The sequence below is a fragment of the Rhodococcus sp. I2R genome (assembly GCF_020889545.1).
Taxonomy (GTDB): Bacteria; Actinomycetota; Actinomycetes; order Mycobacteriales; family Mycobacteriaceae; genus Rhodococcoides.
On sequence record NZ_JAHUTG010000018.1, the window covers coordinates 33,771 to 48,740 of the forward strand.

At 65.6% G+C, this 14,970-nt stretch carries 18 protein-coding genes; 10 read left to right on the forward strand and 8 right to left on the reverse strand.

Features of this window, described 5'->3' with window-relative positions; all coding sequences use genetic code 11:
- Positions 1-100: 100 nt before the first annotated feature.
- On the forward strand, positions 101-400 hold the full coding sequence (locus KVY23_RS17960; RefSeq protein WP_075838047.1) for a hypothetical protein: 300 nt from the start codon (positions 101-103) through the stop codon (positions 398-400).
- Here KVY23_RS17960 and KVY23_RS17965 read toward each other — a convergent pair.
- Positions 397-945: a hypothetical protein gene (locus tag KVY23_RS17965; RefSeq protein ID WP_230557654.1), complete on the reverse strand. Its 549-nt coding sequence runs from the start codon at positions 943-945 to the stop codon at positions 397-399. The two genes, KVY23_RS17960 and KVY23_RS17965, sit on opposite strands and share 4 nt — an antisense overlap.
- A gap of 41 nt (positions 946-986) precedes the next feature.
- Between KVY23_RS17965 and KVY23_RS17970 the strand changes: the two genes are divergently transcribed.
- The 3 genes from KVY23_RS17970 to KVY23_RS17980 all read left to right on the forward strand — a co-directional run bounded on the left by KVY23_RS17970 (position 987) and on the right by KVY23_RS17980 (position 3,410).
- Positions 987-2,339, forward strand: a complete 1,353-nt coding sequence (locus tag KVY23_RS17970; RefSeq protein WP_230557655.1) for an MFS transporter — start codon at positions 987-989, stop codon at positions 2,337-2,339.
- Positions 2,340-2,419: 80 nt separating this feature from the next.
- Complete coding sequence (locus KVY23_RS17975) at positions 2,420-2,620, forward strand: hypothetical protein (RefSeq protein WP_206511573.1); 201 nt, start codon at positions 2,420-2,422, stop codon at positions 2,618-2,620.
- 220 nt (positions 2,621-2,840) lie between these two features.
- Complete coding sequence (locus tag KVY23_RS17980) at positions 2,841-3,410, forward strand: YdcF family protein (protein ID WP_206511153.1); 570 nt, start codon at positions 2,841-2,843, stop codon at positions 3,408-3,410.
- Here the strand turns inward: KVY23_RS17980 and KVY23_RS17985 are convergent.
- Both KVY23_RS17985 and KVY23_RS17990 read right to left on the reverse strand, forming a co-directional pair.
- Entirely contained in the window at positions 3,395-3,757 is a 363-nt protein-coding gene (locus KVY23_RS17985) for a CrcB family protein (RefSeq protein ID WP_230557656.1), read from the reverse strand. The genes KVY23_RS17980 and KVY23_RS17985 overlap by 16 nt on opposite strands.
- Positions 3,754-4,143, reverse strand: coding sequence for a CrcB family protein (locus KVY23_RS17990; RefSeq protein ID WP_206511155.1), 390 nt, complete (start codon positions 4,141-4,143; stop codon positions 3,754-3,756). Before KVY23_RS17990 ends, KVY23_RS17985 begins: the two co-directional genes overlap by 4 nt.
- A 97-nt stretch (positions 4,144-4,240) precedes the next feature.
- Between KVY23_RS17990 and KVY23_RS17995 the strand changes: the two genes are divergently transcribed.
- Entirely contained in the window at positions 4,241-4,621 is a 381-nt protein-coding gene (locus KVY23_RS17995) for an STAS domain-containing protein (protein ID WP_230557657.1), read from the forward strand.
- A gap of 18 nt (positions 4,622-4,639) precedes the next feature.
- Positions 4,640-5,122: an ATP-binding protein gene (locus tag KVY23_RS18000; protein ID WP_230557658.1), complete on the forward strand. Its 483-nt coding sequence runs from the start codon at positions 4,640-4,642 to the stop codon at positions 5,120-5,122.
- Positions 5,123-5,145: 23 nt separating this feature from the next.
- On the opposite strand, the gene KVY23_RS18005 is transcribed toward KVY23_RS18000, so the two are convergent.
- Entirely contained in the window at positions 5,146-5,586 is a 441-nt protein-coding gene (locus KVY23_RS18005) for an SRPBCC family protein (protein ID WP_230557659.1), read from the reverse strand.
- Positions 5,587-5,685: 99 nt separating this feature from the next.
- Here KVY23_RS18005 and KVY23_RS18010 point away from each other — a divergent pair, with 99 nt between their 5' ends.
- Entirely contained in the window at positions 5,686-6,009 is a 324-nt protein-coding gene (locus KVY23_RS18010; protein WP_230557660.1) for a hypothetical protein, read from the forward strand.
- 120 nt (positions 6,010-6,129) lie between these two features.
- Here KVY23_RS18010 and KVY23_RS18015 read toward each other — a convergent pair whose 3' ends face one another.
- On the reverse strand, positions 6,130-6,633 hold the full coding sequence (locus KVY23_RS18015) for a low molecular weight phosphatase family protein (protein WP_075837400.1): 504 nt from the start codon (positions 6,631-6,633) through the stop codon (positions 6,130-6,132).
- 135 nt (positions 6,634-6,768) lie between these two features.
- Between KVY23_RS18015 and KVY23_RS18020 the strand changes: the two genes are divergently transcribed.
- Positions 6,769-8,184, forward strand: coding sequence for an Hsp70 family protein (locus KVY23_RS18020; protein WP_230557661.1), 1,416 nt, complete (start codon positions 6,769-6,771; stop codon positions 8,182-8,184).
- A gap of 5 nt (positions 8,185-8,189) precedes the next feature.
- On the opposite strand, the gene KVY23_RS18025 is transcribed toward KVY23_RS18020, so the two are convergent.
- Positions 8,190-9,134, reverse strand: a complete 945-nt coding sequence (locus tag KVY23_RS18025) for an endonuclease/exonuclease/phosphatase family protein (protein ID WP_230557662.1) — start codon at positions 9,132-9,134, stop codon at positions 8,190-8,192.
- A 352-nt stretch (positions 9,135-9,486) separates the two neighbouring features.
- On the opposite strand from KVY23_RS18025, the gene KVY23_RS18030 reads away from it, so the two are divergent.
- The gene (locus KVY23_RS18030) at positions 9,487-10,509 is read left to right on the forward strand and encodes a DUF1839 family protein (RefSeq protein WP_230557663.1); all 1,023 of its coding nucleotides are present in this window, start codon (positions 9,487-9,489) and stop codon (positions 10,507-10,509) included.
- The gene (locus tag KVY23_RS18035) at positions 10,506-12,920 is read left to right on the forward strand and encodes a beta-mannosidase (RefSeq protein WP_230557664.1); all 2,415 of its coding nucleotides are present in this window, start codon (positions 10,506-10,508) and stop codon (positions 12,918-12,920) included. Before KVY23_RS18030 ends, KVY23_RS18035 begins: the two co-directional genes overlap by 4 nt.
- Here the strand turns inward: KVY23_RS18035 and KVY23_RS18040 are convergent.
- Together KVY23_RS18040 and KVY23_RS18045 are read right to left on the reverse strand one after the other, a co-directional pair.
- On the reverse strand, positions 12,917-13,915 hold the full coding sequence (locus KVY23_RS18040) for a glycosyltransferase family 2 protein (protein ID WP_230557665.1): 999 nt from the start codon (positions 13,913-13,915) through the stop codon (positions 12,917-12,919). The two genes, KVY23_RS18035 and KVY23_RS18040, sit on opposite strands and share 4 nt — an antisense overlap.
- Positions 13,912-14,760, reverse strand: coding sequence for a glycosyltransferase family 2 protein (locus KVY23_RS18045; protein WP_206511159.1), 849 nt, complete (start codon positions 14,758-14,760; stop codon positions 13,912-13,914). Before KVY23_RS18045 ends, KVY23_RS18040 begins: the two co-directional genes overlap by 4 nt.
- Positions 14,761-14,970 lie beyond the last annotated feature (210 nt).

Below are 14,970 nucleotides of genomic sequence, written 5' to 3' on the forward strand. Positions count from 1 at the left end.
GACGGGCGGGCGGGTCGGTATACACAGTCACAGCTCTGTGCCGCGATGTCGAGTTCGAGGCCGCGTTGAGTCTGCAGTCATTCGAACGTATGGTCGAACAGTGAGGGTGAATGGTTCGAACGGAGGTGCGGACTCGCGCCGTCCCTTCAAGGTGCTCACACCCGCGGTGAAAGTACTGATCGACCTGTCGGTGCTCTACCCGCACCCGCCGCACCACAGCGGTCGCTACACCGCCGAGGGCTTCGACGTGCGCACCGTCGTACCCGGTGACCTCACCGAATGGTCGATGACCGTCGACGGCGACTGGATCGGGCGCGTCACGTACCAGCTCATGTCCAAGGACCGCTGCGAAACCGTGACGCACTGGGTGCCGAGCCGGGTGCTCAAACGGCTGCACTAGTTCGCGAAAGTGGCGGTGAGTTCATCCGGTCCCGTGCTCACCGTGAACTCCGGTCGATCCGCCGCGATCCCCACGAAGACTTGGACGACGCCGTCCTGCGGCGCCGCGACGCGCACCGAGATGTCCCCGTCCGACGTGGGCCGCACTGCCTTCTCGGCCTCGGACGGTGCGGCCGAGGAGATGAGATCGAGCTGCAGAATCGACGCGCCGGGCACCTCGAGGGGCCGGGCTGTGTCGAGGGGCCGGGCTGTGTCGTTGTGGGTCTGGGCTGTGTCGTTGTAGGGGCGGGCCTCGTCGACGTACCACCCGACGTAGTTGACCGTCCCGTCCCCGGCGAACGTCAGCACCACCTGTCCGTCGTCGATCCGCACCGCGTCCAGGCGGGCATCATGGGTCTCCGGCGGCGAGGTGGATGTTCCGACGCCGATCGACCCCGATGCGAACCGGACCTCCTGCGGACTCGTCGGCGCCTCGGGCAGCGGATCGCTCGCGCAACTGCCGAGTACGAGGCTCGCCGCCAGTAGCAGCGTCACCGGGGTTCGCATGTCGACGACACTATAGGGATACCCGGTGAGAGGATTCGCCAGTGAAGACCGGTGAACAGATCGTCCAGGAGCTCCCGTGGAAATGGGCCGTGCAGGGCCGCATCTTCATCATCGGCGGCCTCGGATTCATGTTCGACGCCTGGGACGTGGCACTCAACGGTTTCCTGACGCCGCTGCTCGGCACCTACTGGGATCTGTCACAAACCGAACGTGGTCTCGTCGCCACGGGCAACCTCATCGGCATGGCGGTGGGCGCCGTCGTATGGGGGACGATCGCCGACCGGTTCGGCCGCAAACGCGCATTCGCGACAACACTGCTGATCTTTGCGCTGTTCTCGGTGCTCGGGGCATTCTCCCCGAACTTCGAAATATTCGTACTGCTGCGGTTCTGTGCCGGATTCGGGCTCGGCGGCTGTATCCCCGTCGACTACGCGCTGGTCAGTGAGTTCTCGCCGCGTCGGATCCGCGGGAAGGTGCTCTCCGCGATGGACGGATGGTGGCCGATCGGCGCCACCCTCTGCGGCGTCGTCGCGACCCTGCTGGTGCCCATCGACGGCGACATCCGCTGGCGCATCATGCTGCTGTTCATGATCCTGCCGGCCCTGCTGCTGTTCTGGGTACGACGCGGCATCCCCGAATCGCCGATCTACCTCGCCAAAGCCGGCCGCGAAGCGGAAGCGCGAGCGGTCATCGACGACATGGTCGCCCGCACCGCCGCGCCGCCGCAGGACTACGTGATCCTCGCCGAAACCAGAGCAACAGGGTCTCCGCTGACCCAGCTGAAATTGCTGTGGAGTTACAGCCCGCGCATCACCTCCGCGTCCTGGCTGCTGTTCGTCTCGATCATGCTGCTGTACTACGCGGCGCTGAGCTGGATGCCGTCGATTCTGCGCGAGCAGGGCTACGACGATTTCGCCGCTTTCGCGGGGACGACGTTGATGACGGCGGTCGGGATCCTCGGTGTCGCGCTGTCGGCGTACCTGGTGGAGGTCGTCGGACGGAAATGGGTCATCGGCATCTCCGCCCCGCTCGCCGGCGGCGCGCTCGTGCTGTTCGCGGTGATGCTCGACGTCGGATCGGGTGTGCTGCTGTGGCTGGCGGTATTCGGGTTCGTCATCCAAGTCGCCATCCCCGTTCTGTACTGCTACGTCTCCGAGCTGTACCCGACACCGCTGCGGGCGTCGGGCTTCGGCTACGCATCCTCGGTCAGCCGCATCGCCACCGGTTTCGGTCCGCTGCTGTTCGGCTCGGTGATGTGGCCGATCCTCGGGCTGCCGCTGACCTTCGCGATGGTCACCGCATTCGTCGTCCTCGCAGTGGTGTGGATGGCCTACGCGGCGCCCGAAACCAAGGGACGCGAACTGGACACGCTGACCGAGAAGGCCGACGCCTGAACGGGTTTGTCACCGACGATCCCGGGGTAACCAGCTGGCCAGCGCGTGGCCGATCGGCGGCCGCGGGGAGGGGTAACGCCATGAGAATCATCACCTTCATCATCGTCGTCTGGCTCATCATCGGAGCCTTCGCGGTGTTCCAGCGCGGGTACGCCTCGAGCGCGCCGGAGAACTGCGCAGGCGTCGGGACCATCGCCCTGACCGTGGTGGCCGGGCCGCTGAACTACTTCGGCGTCAACCCTGAAATCGAGGAGTGCAACCTGCCCCAGCCGAGCGAGTAGGGGCTGTTGTTCGCTCGCTCGTTCGCCCGCCCGCCCCCCGCCCCAGCGGCATGAATGGACCATTGCAACGGCCCAGCGGCATGAATGGTCCATTCATGCGGTAGGCGGGTGGGTGGGGAGGTAGGTAGGCGGGCGGGTAGGTAGGTAGGTAGGTAGGCGGGTGGGGTGACGTTGGTCGCTGGCGTCGGCATTGGCCGGCCATCCTGCCTACGCTTGTCGGGTGATCCGCCGAAACCTACTTCTGGTGCTGGCCATCGTGCTGCCGGTGCTGCTGGTTTCGGCTGTCGGTGTCGGGGGCTACGTTGCGTTCACGAAGGCGCCGGTCGATCCCATCACTCCCGCGGACGCGATCATCGTCCTCGGCGGCGAACACGACGGCCGGGAGGCCTACGGGATATCCCTCGCCGAGCGAGGCGTCGCCGACACCGTCGTGCTGTCCAACCCGTACGGCGCTGCCGACCCGACCATGAAGAAGTACTGCGGCGTCGAAACCGACACCTACAGTGTCCTGTGCGAAGAACCCGAACCGAGTACGACGCGCGGGGAGGCAATCTTCACCCAGCAGCTCGCCGAGGAGCGGGGATGGGATCACGTCGTCGTCGTCAGCTGGCGGTATCACCTACCGCGTGCCCGCTACATCTTCGATCAGTGCTTCGCCGGCGAGGTCACCATGCAGGCCGTTCCGCGTACCTACGACTTCTCGCTGGTCCACTGGGAGTACACCTACCTCTACCAGCTGGCCGGCTTCACCAAAGCGGCGATCCAGGGTGACTGTCAGAACTTGCGGTAGAGCGTCAACCCCGAGCTGTAGAGCAGAAACCCCAGCATCGTGCACGCGATGCCGCCGACCACCGTCGCCAGGAGAAACACCGCGGCCTTGCGGTACCGGCCGCAGCGCACCTGCGTCACAGTCAGCAACGCCACTGACGTCATCGGCGCGAGCGCGCCCAGAAACCCGAAGCACACCAACGTCAGAAACCACTGCGGCGGCGAAGCCGCGGTGACGAACCCCAGCACCGCGCACGCAAGAACCGTAGTCAGTGCAGCCCGCCGCGGATCGGTGACGGCATGCGTGAGCTGGTAGTGCACGAGCGCACCGGCGGCACCACCGAACGCGACGAGAAGGACAGGCGTCACCGGAGCGCTTCGACCGGGCGTGTGTGCGGGCGCGTGATGAGGGCCCCGGCCGCCAACGCGGTGACCGCCACCACGGGTGTGACGAGGATGTACACCACCGAATTCCAGGCTCCGTCGTAGGTGACCCCCTGCAGCGCGTAGAAGCTGAAACTCGTGAAACCGCAGGCCAGCCCGATTGCGGCGGCACGGAGCACCGGCGTCCGTGTCCCCGACAGATAGCCGAGCGCCGCACCGAGTACGAGACAGCCGAACGCGTTGATGCCGAACGTGTTGACCAGCAGCCACTTCGGCGAATCGCGCCACTGCCAGATCTCGAACCGGACTACCGCGCCGACCGCGCCGCCGACGCCGACCGTGATGCTCTCGGCAAGGCGGGATGATGTCACCCAATGAAGCCTAACGGCCTGCACGCTGGGTGGCAGTGCGGCGGAGCTGCTGGGTACTGGCACTGCCGCCGACCGGCCCTCGGGTATGTTGGCACGCGTGACGCCAGACGAATCGGGCCTCGGCCCTCAGCATTTCGACGTGACAGTTCATTGGCGCGACGATGTGGTCGTGGTGACGGTATCGGGCGAGCTGGACCTGGTCACCGCCCCTCAACTATCGGAGTCCGTCGAGCTCGTGCTGGGCAAGTCCCCCGCAGCAGTGGTGGTAGATCTGACGAACGTGAGTTTCCTGGCCTCGGCTGGGATGTCGCTGCTTGCATCGACGCATCAGAAGTTGAACGGATCGGCCGGATTCGCTGTGGTCGCAGATGGTCCGTCGACGGGTCGTCCGCTGGCCATGGTGGGCTTGAACGAGGTATTCGGGATCTTCGCCACCGTCGGGGAAGCGTTGAGTTCGTTGACGACGGGTAATTCCTGAACTACTGGGTATGACGGGATGATGATGGCAACTGCATTCGGTGGTGACGACGCACTGGCTGCCGGAACTACCCGTGAAGGAACACAGCAACCTGTCGAGGTAACAATGCACATCGAATTCGCTGGCGAATCTGCCATCGCCGAGCGTGCATCGGCACTGAGGGTAGCGCTCAGCAAGTGGCTGACAGATCTCGACATAAGCCCGGACAGGGCGTACGACGTGGTGCTGGCTGCGTACGAGGCAATGGCCAACGCCGTCGAACACGCCTACGAATCCGACAGTGAACCCGGCACCCTCGATCTGCACGCGCAGTGTGTTCCGACGACGGGATGGGTCGAGGTGACCGTCGCCGACCGGGGCGAGTGGGCCGTGCACCCTCCCGACTCCACTCGCGGCAAAGGTGTTCCCCTCATGCATGCCCTCGCCGACAGCACCGCGGTGACGACCGATTCCCGCGGCACAACCGTCCGAATGGTGTGGAACGCACTCACTGCGGAGTGAGCCACATCGAAGGATTCACCCGCTCACAGCTTCCGAAGTTCCTTCCTGAGTGAGGACTCGGTGTGGCGAATAGCTTGGCCCACCACCGGCTCGACGAGTGCGCCGAGAGCGCGCCCGGCCAGACCGCCCGGAAAACTGTACGAGAACTCGACGTCGAGCCGTGTGCCTCCGTCGTCCGTATCCGAAAAAGACCAGGTGGACGTCGTCGCCAAGCCCTCGACCGAGGACAACGTCAGCGACTGATTCTCGATCCAATCGGTGACCTCCAGAGTCGATCGCAGCACCTTCGGCCCGATCTGCATCTCGGCGTCGTACACCGCGCCGAGACCCTGCACCACATCGCTGACGGGGACGAACGAGCGAATCCCGAACATCCAGCTGGGCACGGTTCGATAGTCGTCCAGATACGCGAAGGCCCGCTCGCGCGGGGCTTCGGTCACGGCTGAGTGTTCGATGACGGGCATGCGGGCGCCAATTCTGTCGTAGTGAAGTGCGGTGTCTAACGGGATGTGGTCGTCGTCGAGTCCTCGTCATCGGAGTCATCCGAGTTCGATTCTGTTGTGGTGCGCTCGGCGGAGGTCGTGGACCGGCGCGAGGACCGAGTGGTCGATTCCGTGGAATCCCTGGTCGTCGATTCGGTAACAGTCGTCGTCGCGCGTGGCGTCGTGGGCACGGCCACCTCCCATGTCGGCGACGGCGGCACCGTGATCATCGAAGAACTCGTCGCGCTGACCGCAGTACTGAGATTGTTGTGCAACGCCGGCGGCCGCACCTTCTCGCTCGAGTCGTCGAACGCCCCGCCCAGGGCTCCGATCGTCAACCCCGTCGCGACGGCTAGCCCGGCTATTGCCACCGCCGAACCAGCGATGACCCTGTCTCGCATGTAGTTCAGCCCTCATCTCACGGATGCCGCATCGGCATCGACGGCAATGATGCGAGAACGTTACCTCAGACCCGTCGAGGCCGCCCAGCCGAGAAATCTGCTCGACGACGCCGTGTCGGTGCCGTCAGAGCACCCGAAGAACGATCGGCAACGCGTCCGCGATCTGCTGCCCGATCTCCTCGTACCTGCCGTGATCCTGCCGATACGGATCTTCGATATCGAGAACATCGACGACGTGGCGCGGGCGGGCATCGGCCATCTCCTCGACCGTCCTCGCACCGGCGGCGTCGACCAAAGCGGCAGCTTCCAGCAGCGTGAACGTGGTCCTCAGCTTTCGGGGCGCGATCGCGAGAACCTCGTCTCGGTGCCGAGCAGTCATCGTCAACACGATGTCCGCGTCCTCCGCGATACGAGCCGAGATGCGCCGCGCAACGAAACCGTCGGACTCACCGCCGAGCTGCTGTAGCACCGTCGCAGCCGTCGGATCCATCGGATGCCCGACCAGTCCGTGCGTGCCCGCGCTCGATGCCGTCACCTCGTGGCCGCCCTCCGCCGCGTAGGCCCGCAACAACCTCTCGGCCGTCGGAGATCGGCAAATGTTCCCGGTACAGATGAAGAGGACATGCACAGCAGTCACAGTAACGGTCACCGTTGATCGCATTCGGGCGGCGCTCGCGCTACAGTGTTGCCGAGCGGGGGCTTCGAGATTCGATCGTTATCTCTTTCACGGCGAGTCCCTTCGCGCGTCCAAGTTAGGCAGGTCATGACTGAGGTTCTCGGTGTGTCGGTGGGGGCGAGCGCTGTTCGTATGGCGCGGCCCGATCTTCGCCTGCACACTTCCGGCGAATCCCGGTTGGATTTCCGCAACGACACCGTCGACGCGCACTGGGATCGGGCCGAGGAGGTGGCGGCCGAGTCGATCGGCGTCGTGCTGGCTCAGGGCAGCGGTGAAGGCCATGTCGAGGCGACCGGTGTCGCCTACCGCGACCAGCAGCAGTTCGGCGATCTGCAGCAGGCGATGCACGAGCAGAGCCTGCACAACTACAGACTGGTTCCCGAGGCGCGCGCAGCCTTGGCGTACCTCGAGGCGACCGGCGAGATCGGCGACTTCTCGACCATCGCCCTCTACGATCTGGGTAGTTCGGGCCTGACCATCAGCGTGGTCGACCGCGCGAGCGGAAACGTCATCCTCGCCGAACGCACCACCGACATCAGCGGATCCGACTTCGACCGCCTCATCTGCGACAACCAACTGGCCAAGCAGGGCCTCGACCCGAACAATGCCTACGGCCTCGACGAGTTCACCACCCGCTGCCGCATCGCCAAGGAACAACTCTCGACGTCCGGGGCCGTGTGCCTGCCGGGAGAGAGTGGCGTCATCCTCATCTCCCGTGAGTCGTTCGAAGCGTTGGTGACCGTGCCCATCGAGTACTCGGCGCGGCTGGTTCGCGACGTCATCACCCGCTCGCCCCAGCACGTCGACGCGCTGTTCCTCATCGGCGGCGGCGCGCGTATCCCGCTGGTGGAATCGATATTGCGGTCCTGGACGGGGCTTCCCGTCGTGACGCCGGCGGACCCCGAATCGGTGGCGGCCAAAGGCGCCGCACTGCTCGCCACCCCGGTCGAGGGCGAAGCCGGCCGCGGCACGGGCGGTCGACCGGCGGAGCGCCGCGTTGCAGCGCCTGTACCGGCTGGCCCTGTTGGCCCTGTCGGCCCTGTGGGCGGTGCCGCGACGGGTGCCGCTCTGAGCGGCGCGCCCGACTGGCTCAGCCCCGAACCCACGGAGAAACCGGCCACCTCGAAGCGCAAGATCCGCGGAGCCGCCCTCGTTGCCGGTGGCCTCGCCGCGATCGCAGCGCTGGGACTGACACTGGGCTACGGCGGATCGGAGGGCGCCACCGGCGCGCCCGCCGATGCCGAGGAGTCCGCGACCGTGGCGCCGTCGACCTCGCGTCCGGCGCCCGTCACCACGACCGAACTGCCGCCCCCGCCGCCTGTGGAACCCGAGCCCGCGCCCGCCCCCGTCGAAACGCAACAGGCACCCTTCACCAGGCAGCCCGCGCCGGCGCCCGCCCCGCCCCCACCGCCTCCGCCGCCGCTGATCCCCGGGCTGCCACAGATCGAGCTCCCGCAGATCCAGCTGCCGCCGCCTCCTGTGTTCGAGCTGCCCCGGTTCTAGAGAGGTCAGGCCGCCGGCAGTTGCAGCCGCGCGGTGACAGCGAGGTGATCGGAATCCGGAATCGCCACCGGGCCTACCTCCGTGGCATCGACGGTATCGCTGGTGACGACGTGGTCGAGGCGGGCGAGCGGTCGCTGCGACGGGAACGTGCGATACAGCCCGGAGCCCGCTACGTCGGCCGAGTCGACGAAGCCGTCGCTCGCGAGGTCACGAAACTGACGGTGGTCGGAGGTGGCATTGAAATCTCCCGCGACGATGACCGTTCCCGGGTATGAATCCATCAGCCCGCGCATGCGAGCGAGATCCTCGGCCCACTGGACGGTGTGGCGGGGGGTGGCCGGCGACATCGCGTGGAACGAGACGACGGTGAGGTCCACCCCGTCGACGGTGGTGTTCGCCTGCACCTGGGCGAACTCGAAACCCGACAGGGTGGTGGCGTCGGTCAGCGGTGTTCGGCTCCACAGTCCTGAGCCGTCGGCGACGGGTCGTGGCTCGGTGGAGTTGTAGGGCAGCAGTTCGTCGATGCCCGCGCTGGTGAGCGCCTCTACCTGGGCACCGGTCAGCTCCTGAACGGCGAGGATATCTGCGCCGCTGGTTCTGACCTGGTCGACGATCGCGTCGGCGTCGGCCTCGCCGTGGGCGGCGTTGATGGTCATGACGGTGATCTCGGGCCCGTTCGCGGTGCGTCCCTCGGCCACGAACTGCGGTACCTGGATGCCCGCGAGGATCAGGGTGAGTGCGAGAGCGGTGATGAAGCCGACGCGCGAACGTGCGCCGGCGAAGAGTGCGGTGGCGAGCGCGGTGGGTAGCGCGGCGAACGGGATGCCCACCAGAAACGCCACCAGCGTGATCTGCGTCACACCGAACTGGCGGGCCGTGAGTAGACCTGCCGCCAGAATCACGATCGTCCAGCCGAGCGCGATGGCGCAGAGGCGAATCAGCCGTCGCACATTTTCTCCGATTCTGTTCGAGTCGTTCTCGGCGTTCAGGTGGATATGGGGTGACTAGACTCGGCATATGCCCAGCTCAGACGCAGTTTGTAAATGCGACCACCCGCGAACCGCGCATCAGCATTACCGCCGGGGAACCGAATGTTCGCTGTGTGAATGCGCTCGTTTCCGCCGCTCGATACTGAAGTTGCTCGTAAAGCGGGTCAGTCGACAGTCGAACGGTTCAAATTGATCGTACCGTCGGAAATTGAGCATCAAACAAACCAATTGGTTAGAATGAGTGGTTGAATCAGGCAATACGGGCAAATCGGCGTGGGGACCGTGAGTTCGAAGAGTGACGAAAGGCGCAGTCATGGCGAATAGCGCGACCCTGGCCACCGGACGAACCACTGACGAAGAATCGGCAACCACCGCTCAGCGTGTGCTCGACATCGCACCCGACGGGTACTCCACGCACGCGATCCACGCCCACGATCGTGTGTGGACCGAAACCAACTGCTACGTCGATCTGTGGATCGAGCTTCTGCATTCGCTGGGAGCCGATCCGATTCCGGCGCTCGCGTTCGTGCTCAGTGCGGACTGCGATGGTCGCCAATGGGACTTCGTGAAGATGCAGTCGGAGGATCTACGTATTCTCTACGGCCTCGAGGTCGGCGAAATGAACGTCTGGCGTCCCGTCCTGCCCCACGTCCTCGAAGCCATCGGCGATGGCGTACTGCTCACCGTCGAGGTGGACGGCTTCTGGCTCCCGGACACCGCGGGCACAAGCTACCGAAACCAGCACACCAAGACCACCATCGTCCCGAACTTCGTCGACGACGGTGAGAAGGTGCTCGGGTACTTCCACAATCGTGGCTACTTCGAACTGTCCGGTGCCGACTTCGACGGCGTGTTCAACCTCGCACCTGCGCCGCACGCGGAAGTGCTGCTCCCGTACGTCGAGCAGATCCGCCTGAGCCGCAGCGCGATCGCCGACGGTATCGGAGACCGCGACCTAGCCGTCGCCCGCGCTCACGCGGCTCGACGCCCCTCCGGTAACCCGGTGGAGACGCTCGCGCGCCGCGTCGTCGCCGACATCCCGCTCGTGCAGACCTCGGGTCCCGACGCCTTCCACCTCTGGTCCTTCGGGCTGCTGCGTCAGTGCGGCGCCACAGCCGAACTGGCCGCCGATCTCGTCGGCTACCTGCACGGCCGGGGTGTGGATGGAATCGAGGCCGCGATCCCGCACTTCATGCAGGTGGCGCAGGGCGCCAAAGCGGTCCAGTTCCGGATGGCGAGAGCAGCCCGCGGACGCACCGTCTCCGTCGATGAACCGCTCGCCGAGATGGCGTCGAGCTGGGCGGCTGCCATGGACATCGTGTCGACAGCTCTGTGACCGACCTGACCTCGTGGCGGCTGTCCTCGACGGCCCCCGGGACCTGCGCGCACCCGCGCGATCTGCCCGAGGATGCGCAGTGGCTACCGGCGACGGTTCCGGGCACGGTGGCCTCGGCGCTACCTGTGGCCGACCGGCTGGGTATCGACGACCTGGACTGGTGGTTCGTCACCACCGTCGTCCTCCCCGCAGGGCCTGCCCACACCCTCACCTTCGACGGTGTGGCGACCCGGGCGACGGTGTGGATCAACGATACCGAGGTGGCGCGCATCCGCTCGATGTTCTGCCCGGAGGTGATCGAACTCGCCGAGGGCATCGCACTTCCCGAGGGCAGCGGCGAGGTGTCCATCGCGGTGCGCGTCGAATCGATGAGCGCTCAGCTGCAGGGCAGACGACCACGAGGTCGGTGGCGTTCGTCGTTGATCGCCCAGCAGGGGCTCCGGCACGAACGCGCCACCCTGCTCGGCCGCGCCCCCGTCTACGGTGACCTTCCGGTGCCTGTGGGACTGTGGCGGCCGGTGATACTGCGACCGCATGCCGCAGTGCGTGACGTGCGCGCACACACGACCGTCGAGGACGGCCACGGATTGTTGCGCCTGAGAGGCGAACTCGACGGCCCAGCCACGGTCACTGTGAGCATCGGCGACGAGAGCGTGTCGGTCGCCGCCGACGCCGGACCGATCGAGGTGACCGTGCAGGTTCCGAACGCGGAGCTCTGGTGGCCGCACACCCACGGTGACCCGACGCTGCACACGTGGACACTCGCGGTGGACGGGCGGCAGCAGTGCACAGGGCAGGTCGGCTTCCGCACCGTGGCGCTGAACCGGACCGGCTCCTCGGTGACGTTCGAGGTCAACGGTGTTCGCGTCTTCGCCCGTGGCGGGTGTTGGGTGCCGCCGGATCCGATCCGGCTGTGGATCGACGCCGAGCAGATGCGGTCCGAGCTCGAACGTGTCCGCGGCGCCGGGCTGAACATGATCCGCGTCGTCGGCACCCTGGTGTACGAGCAGCCCGAATTCTGGTCACTGTGCGCCGAACTGGGCATCCTGGTGTGGCAGGACATCATGTTCGCGACCACCGATCCGCCGGAGGACGAAGGCTTCGTCCACGCAGTCGAAGGCGAACTGGCTGCACTGACGCGGCTGGTCGGGGGCAATCCAGCGCTGGCTGTCATCAGCGGGGGAAGTGAGACGCAGCAGCAGCCGACGATGCTCGGTATACCCGCCGAGGGCCAGCGAATGCCGCTGCTGGAGAGCGGTATTCCCGGCTATCTCGCGGAGGAGATTCCCGGTACCCCGTACGTCACATCCAGCCCCTCGTCCTCGACTGGTGAACTGCACACCCATGTCGGCGACGGTATCGCCCACTACTTCGGTGTCGGCGGCTATCTGCGGCCGCTGTCCGATGTGCGCTCGGCGCGAGTACGTTTCGCAGCCGAATGCCTCGCCTTCGCCATCCCGCCGGAGCGCCGAGCCGTCGACGCGATGTTCGGCACCGCGAACGTTGCCGGCCATCACCCGGACTGGAAAACTGCCGTGCCGCGCGACCGCGGCTCGTCCTGGGATTTCGAGGACGTCCGCGACCACTACGTGAAAGAGATCTTCGCCGTCGACCCGCACCAGGTGCGGCGCGACGACGCCGAACTGTATCTCGACTACGGCCGGGCAGCAGTGTGCGAGGCCGTCACGTCCTCGTACATGCACTGGCGCAGAGCCGGATCCGAATGCGCCGGCGCACTCGTACTGACCCTGCGGGACCTCGTACCCGGGGCGGGCTGGGGGCTGCTGGACTCAGCAGGACTGCCCAAGGCGCCGTGGTACAGCCTCGCGCGTCTGAGCCGTCCGGTGACGGTCTTTCTCGTCGACGACGGTCTCGACGGGCTACGCGTGGAACTCGTCGACGACACCGCCGAGGAGTTTCGCGGAACACTACGCGTGAGCCTGTACGGCGTGGCCGATGCCGTAGCCGAGGTGCACTTCCATTCCGTCGCGATGGAACCGCACAGCGCAGTCAGCGTCTCGCTCGGTCGGATCATCGGTTCGTTCACCGACGTCAACCACTCTTACCGATTCGGGTCGCAGACTTATGCGGCGGTGGTGGCCGAACTGATCGACGCGCAGGGGCAGGCAGCGGCCGAGGCCACTCACCTCATCGGCGAGCAGCATCCACGTCAGCACGATGTGGGGTTGGCGGCCGAGGCCGAGCAGCTGGATCCGTGCACGTGGACGCTGACCGTGTCGACGCAGTGGGCAGCGCACTACGTCTGCGTGGATGTGGCCGGCTTCGAGATCAGCGACTCGTGGTTCCACCTCGCGCCAGGAGCGAGTCGAACGCTCACCCTCACCGGCTCGGCGAAGCCGTCAGGTCATGTGCGAGCACTCAACTCGACCAAGCGGGCCCAGATTCGCTAGTTCGAGATACGGCTGAGCCTACCGCGTGCGTAGCCCATTCCGGCTGCACCCACACTGGCGACGACGGCGACGGCACCCCACATGCGCACCGGGTTTCCCCGGGCAGCGGCGGAGGTTTCACGTCCCACTGCGCGGGGCAGCACCTTGGCCGTGTACGCACGCTCCGACGAAAGTGCATCCTCGGCGCCGATGAGCCGTGAAATAGCAGCCTTCGACACACCCTCCGCATAGCTGCGTGTGAGGAGGTAGCGGGGCCGCGTTCGATCTGCACTGACGGTGTGGTCCACGATGATCGATGGGTCGAACACGATCTCGGCATCAGGGTGATTCTGGCGTAGACGGATGCACAGCTCCGTTTCCTCGCACCCGAGCGGAATGCGTCCGATTCGGCCGATACCGGAGACGAACCCACCGAGGGCGGCAACCGGCTCGCGGCGGAAGGACATGTTGGCGCCCATCAGGTTGCGTACTGCTGAAGTGGTCGTGGGCTGCCCCCTGTATGTACAGCCCACGATCCAATCCAGTTCGCCCGGTTCTCCCGTCACCGCAGTGGGAAGAAAAGCTGGACGCGTATGAGGCCACACCGGGTAGGCCGACCCGCCCACCGCGTAGACGGCGCGATCGGTGTAATGGTGGAGAATCGACGAAAGCCACTGCGTCGAACGCGGTCTGGCGTCGTCGTCCAAGAATACGACGATGTCGCCGGTGGCCATATCGAGCGAGGTATTACGTGCCCCGGACAACCCACGGGGATGGCGGTTCTCGACGACAGTGACGGAAGAACTTCGAGGCGAGAACTCGGCGCGTGCGCGCTCGGCCAGCTCGTCGTTGTGATCGATGACGAGGATCAACTCCGAGGCTGCGATCGACTGATCGAGCACAGCATCCACCGCGGCGCTCAGATCATCCCAACGATCGAGGGTGTAGGCACACACCACCACCGTGGACGACAGAGCGCTCGAACTGCTGCCGGCGAGCGAGTCCTGCTGTGTCACGCCGTTTTTTCTTGCCAGTGCATGTTGTCGAGAACCTCGAAGGTCTCGAACTCGAGGTCCATGTCGGTGCGTGCGGTGTTGGTGCGGCGATCGGGGCGCGGGATCGAGTTCTTGGCCAACCGGCGTGCACGCAACCGCTCGGTGAAGAGGGTACGCAGCACGCGGAACCCGTCGGAGAAGGTACGCAGGTTGCTCTGGCCGTAGATGCGGGCGAGCTCGACGCTCGGCACTTCCTGGATGCGTACATTCGCCTCGGCGAAGCGGCAGTTGATGATTGTTTCGATCTCGAAGCCGTCGCCCCAGAGCATCTCGCCCTCGGCGCCGGCCTGATCCACTGCAGGCAGGTCGAGCACCGGCACCAGATCGCGCCAGAATGCGTTGTAGCCGTAGCAGAGATCGGAGAACTTGGTGCCGAAGAGTGTGTTGGCGACGAGGTGCAGACCGCCGTTGCCCGCACGCCGCAGCGGCGTGATGTCGTGGCTGCCGCCACCCTCGGTGAAGCGGCTGCCCTTGGCGAAGTCCGCGCCGGCGAGCAGGGCGTCGACGAAACGCGGGATCTCGTCCGCTTCGGCCGATCCGTCGGCGTCGAACATGACGATGATGTCACCGGTGGCGGCCTCGAAGCCGCAGGCCAGTGCATTGCCCTTGCCCTTGCGGGTTTGCTTGATGATGCGGATGTCACCACGGATCTCACGAGCGGCATCGATGGTGCCGTCGATGGATCCGCCGTCGACCAGAACGAGTTCGTAGTCGTGTGACAGTAGTGGGAGAACGTGGCGAAGGTTGGCGGCCTCGTTCAAGGTCGGGATGACAATGCTGATGCGCGGGTTTTGGGAGTTCAACATATCCATTCCAGACGGTAAGAGTGCAGTGAGTCCGACTGATCTCAGAACATCCATGGCGTGACCCCCGCCAATACCATGGATGGCAGTATCTGTAACCGGCTTTAGCGGCTAGATCCTGTTTCATCGACTGAGTACAACCTTAAAAGAAGCTACAAGTTTGTCAAGCTGCTTTGAAACAAACTCCAAGGATGTTTGGAGATCTTGGTCATA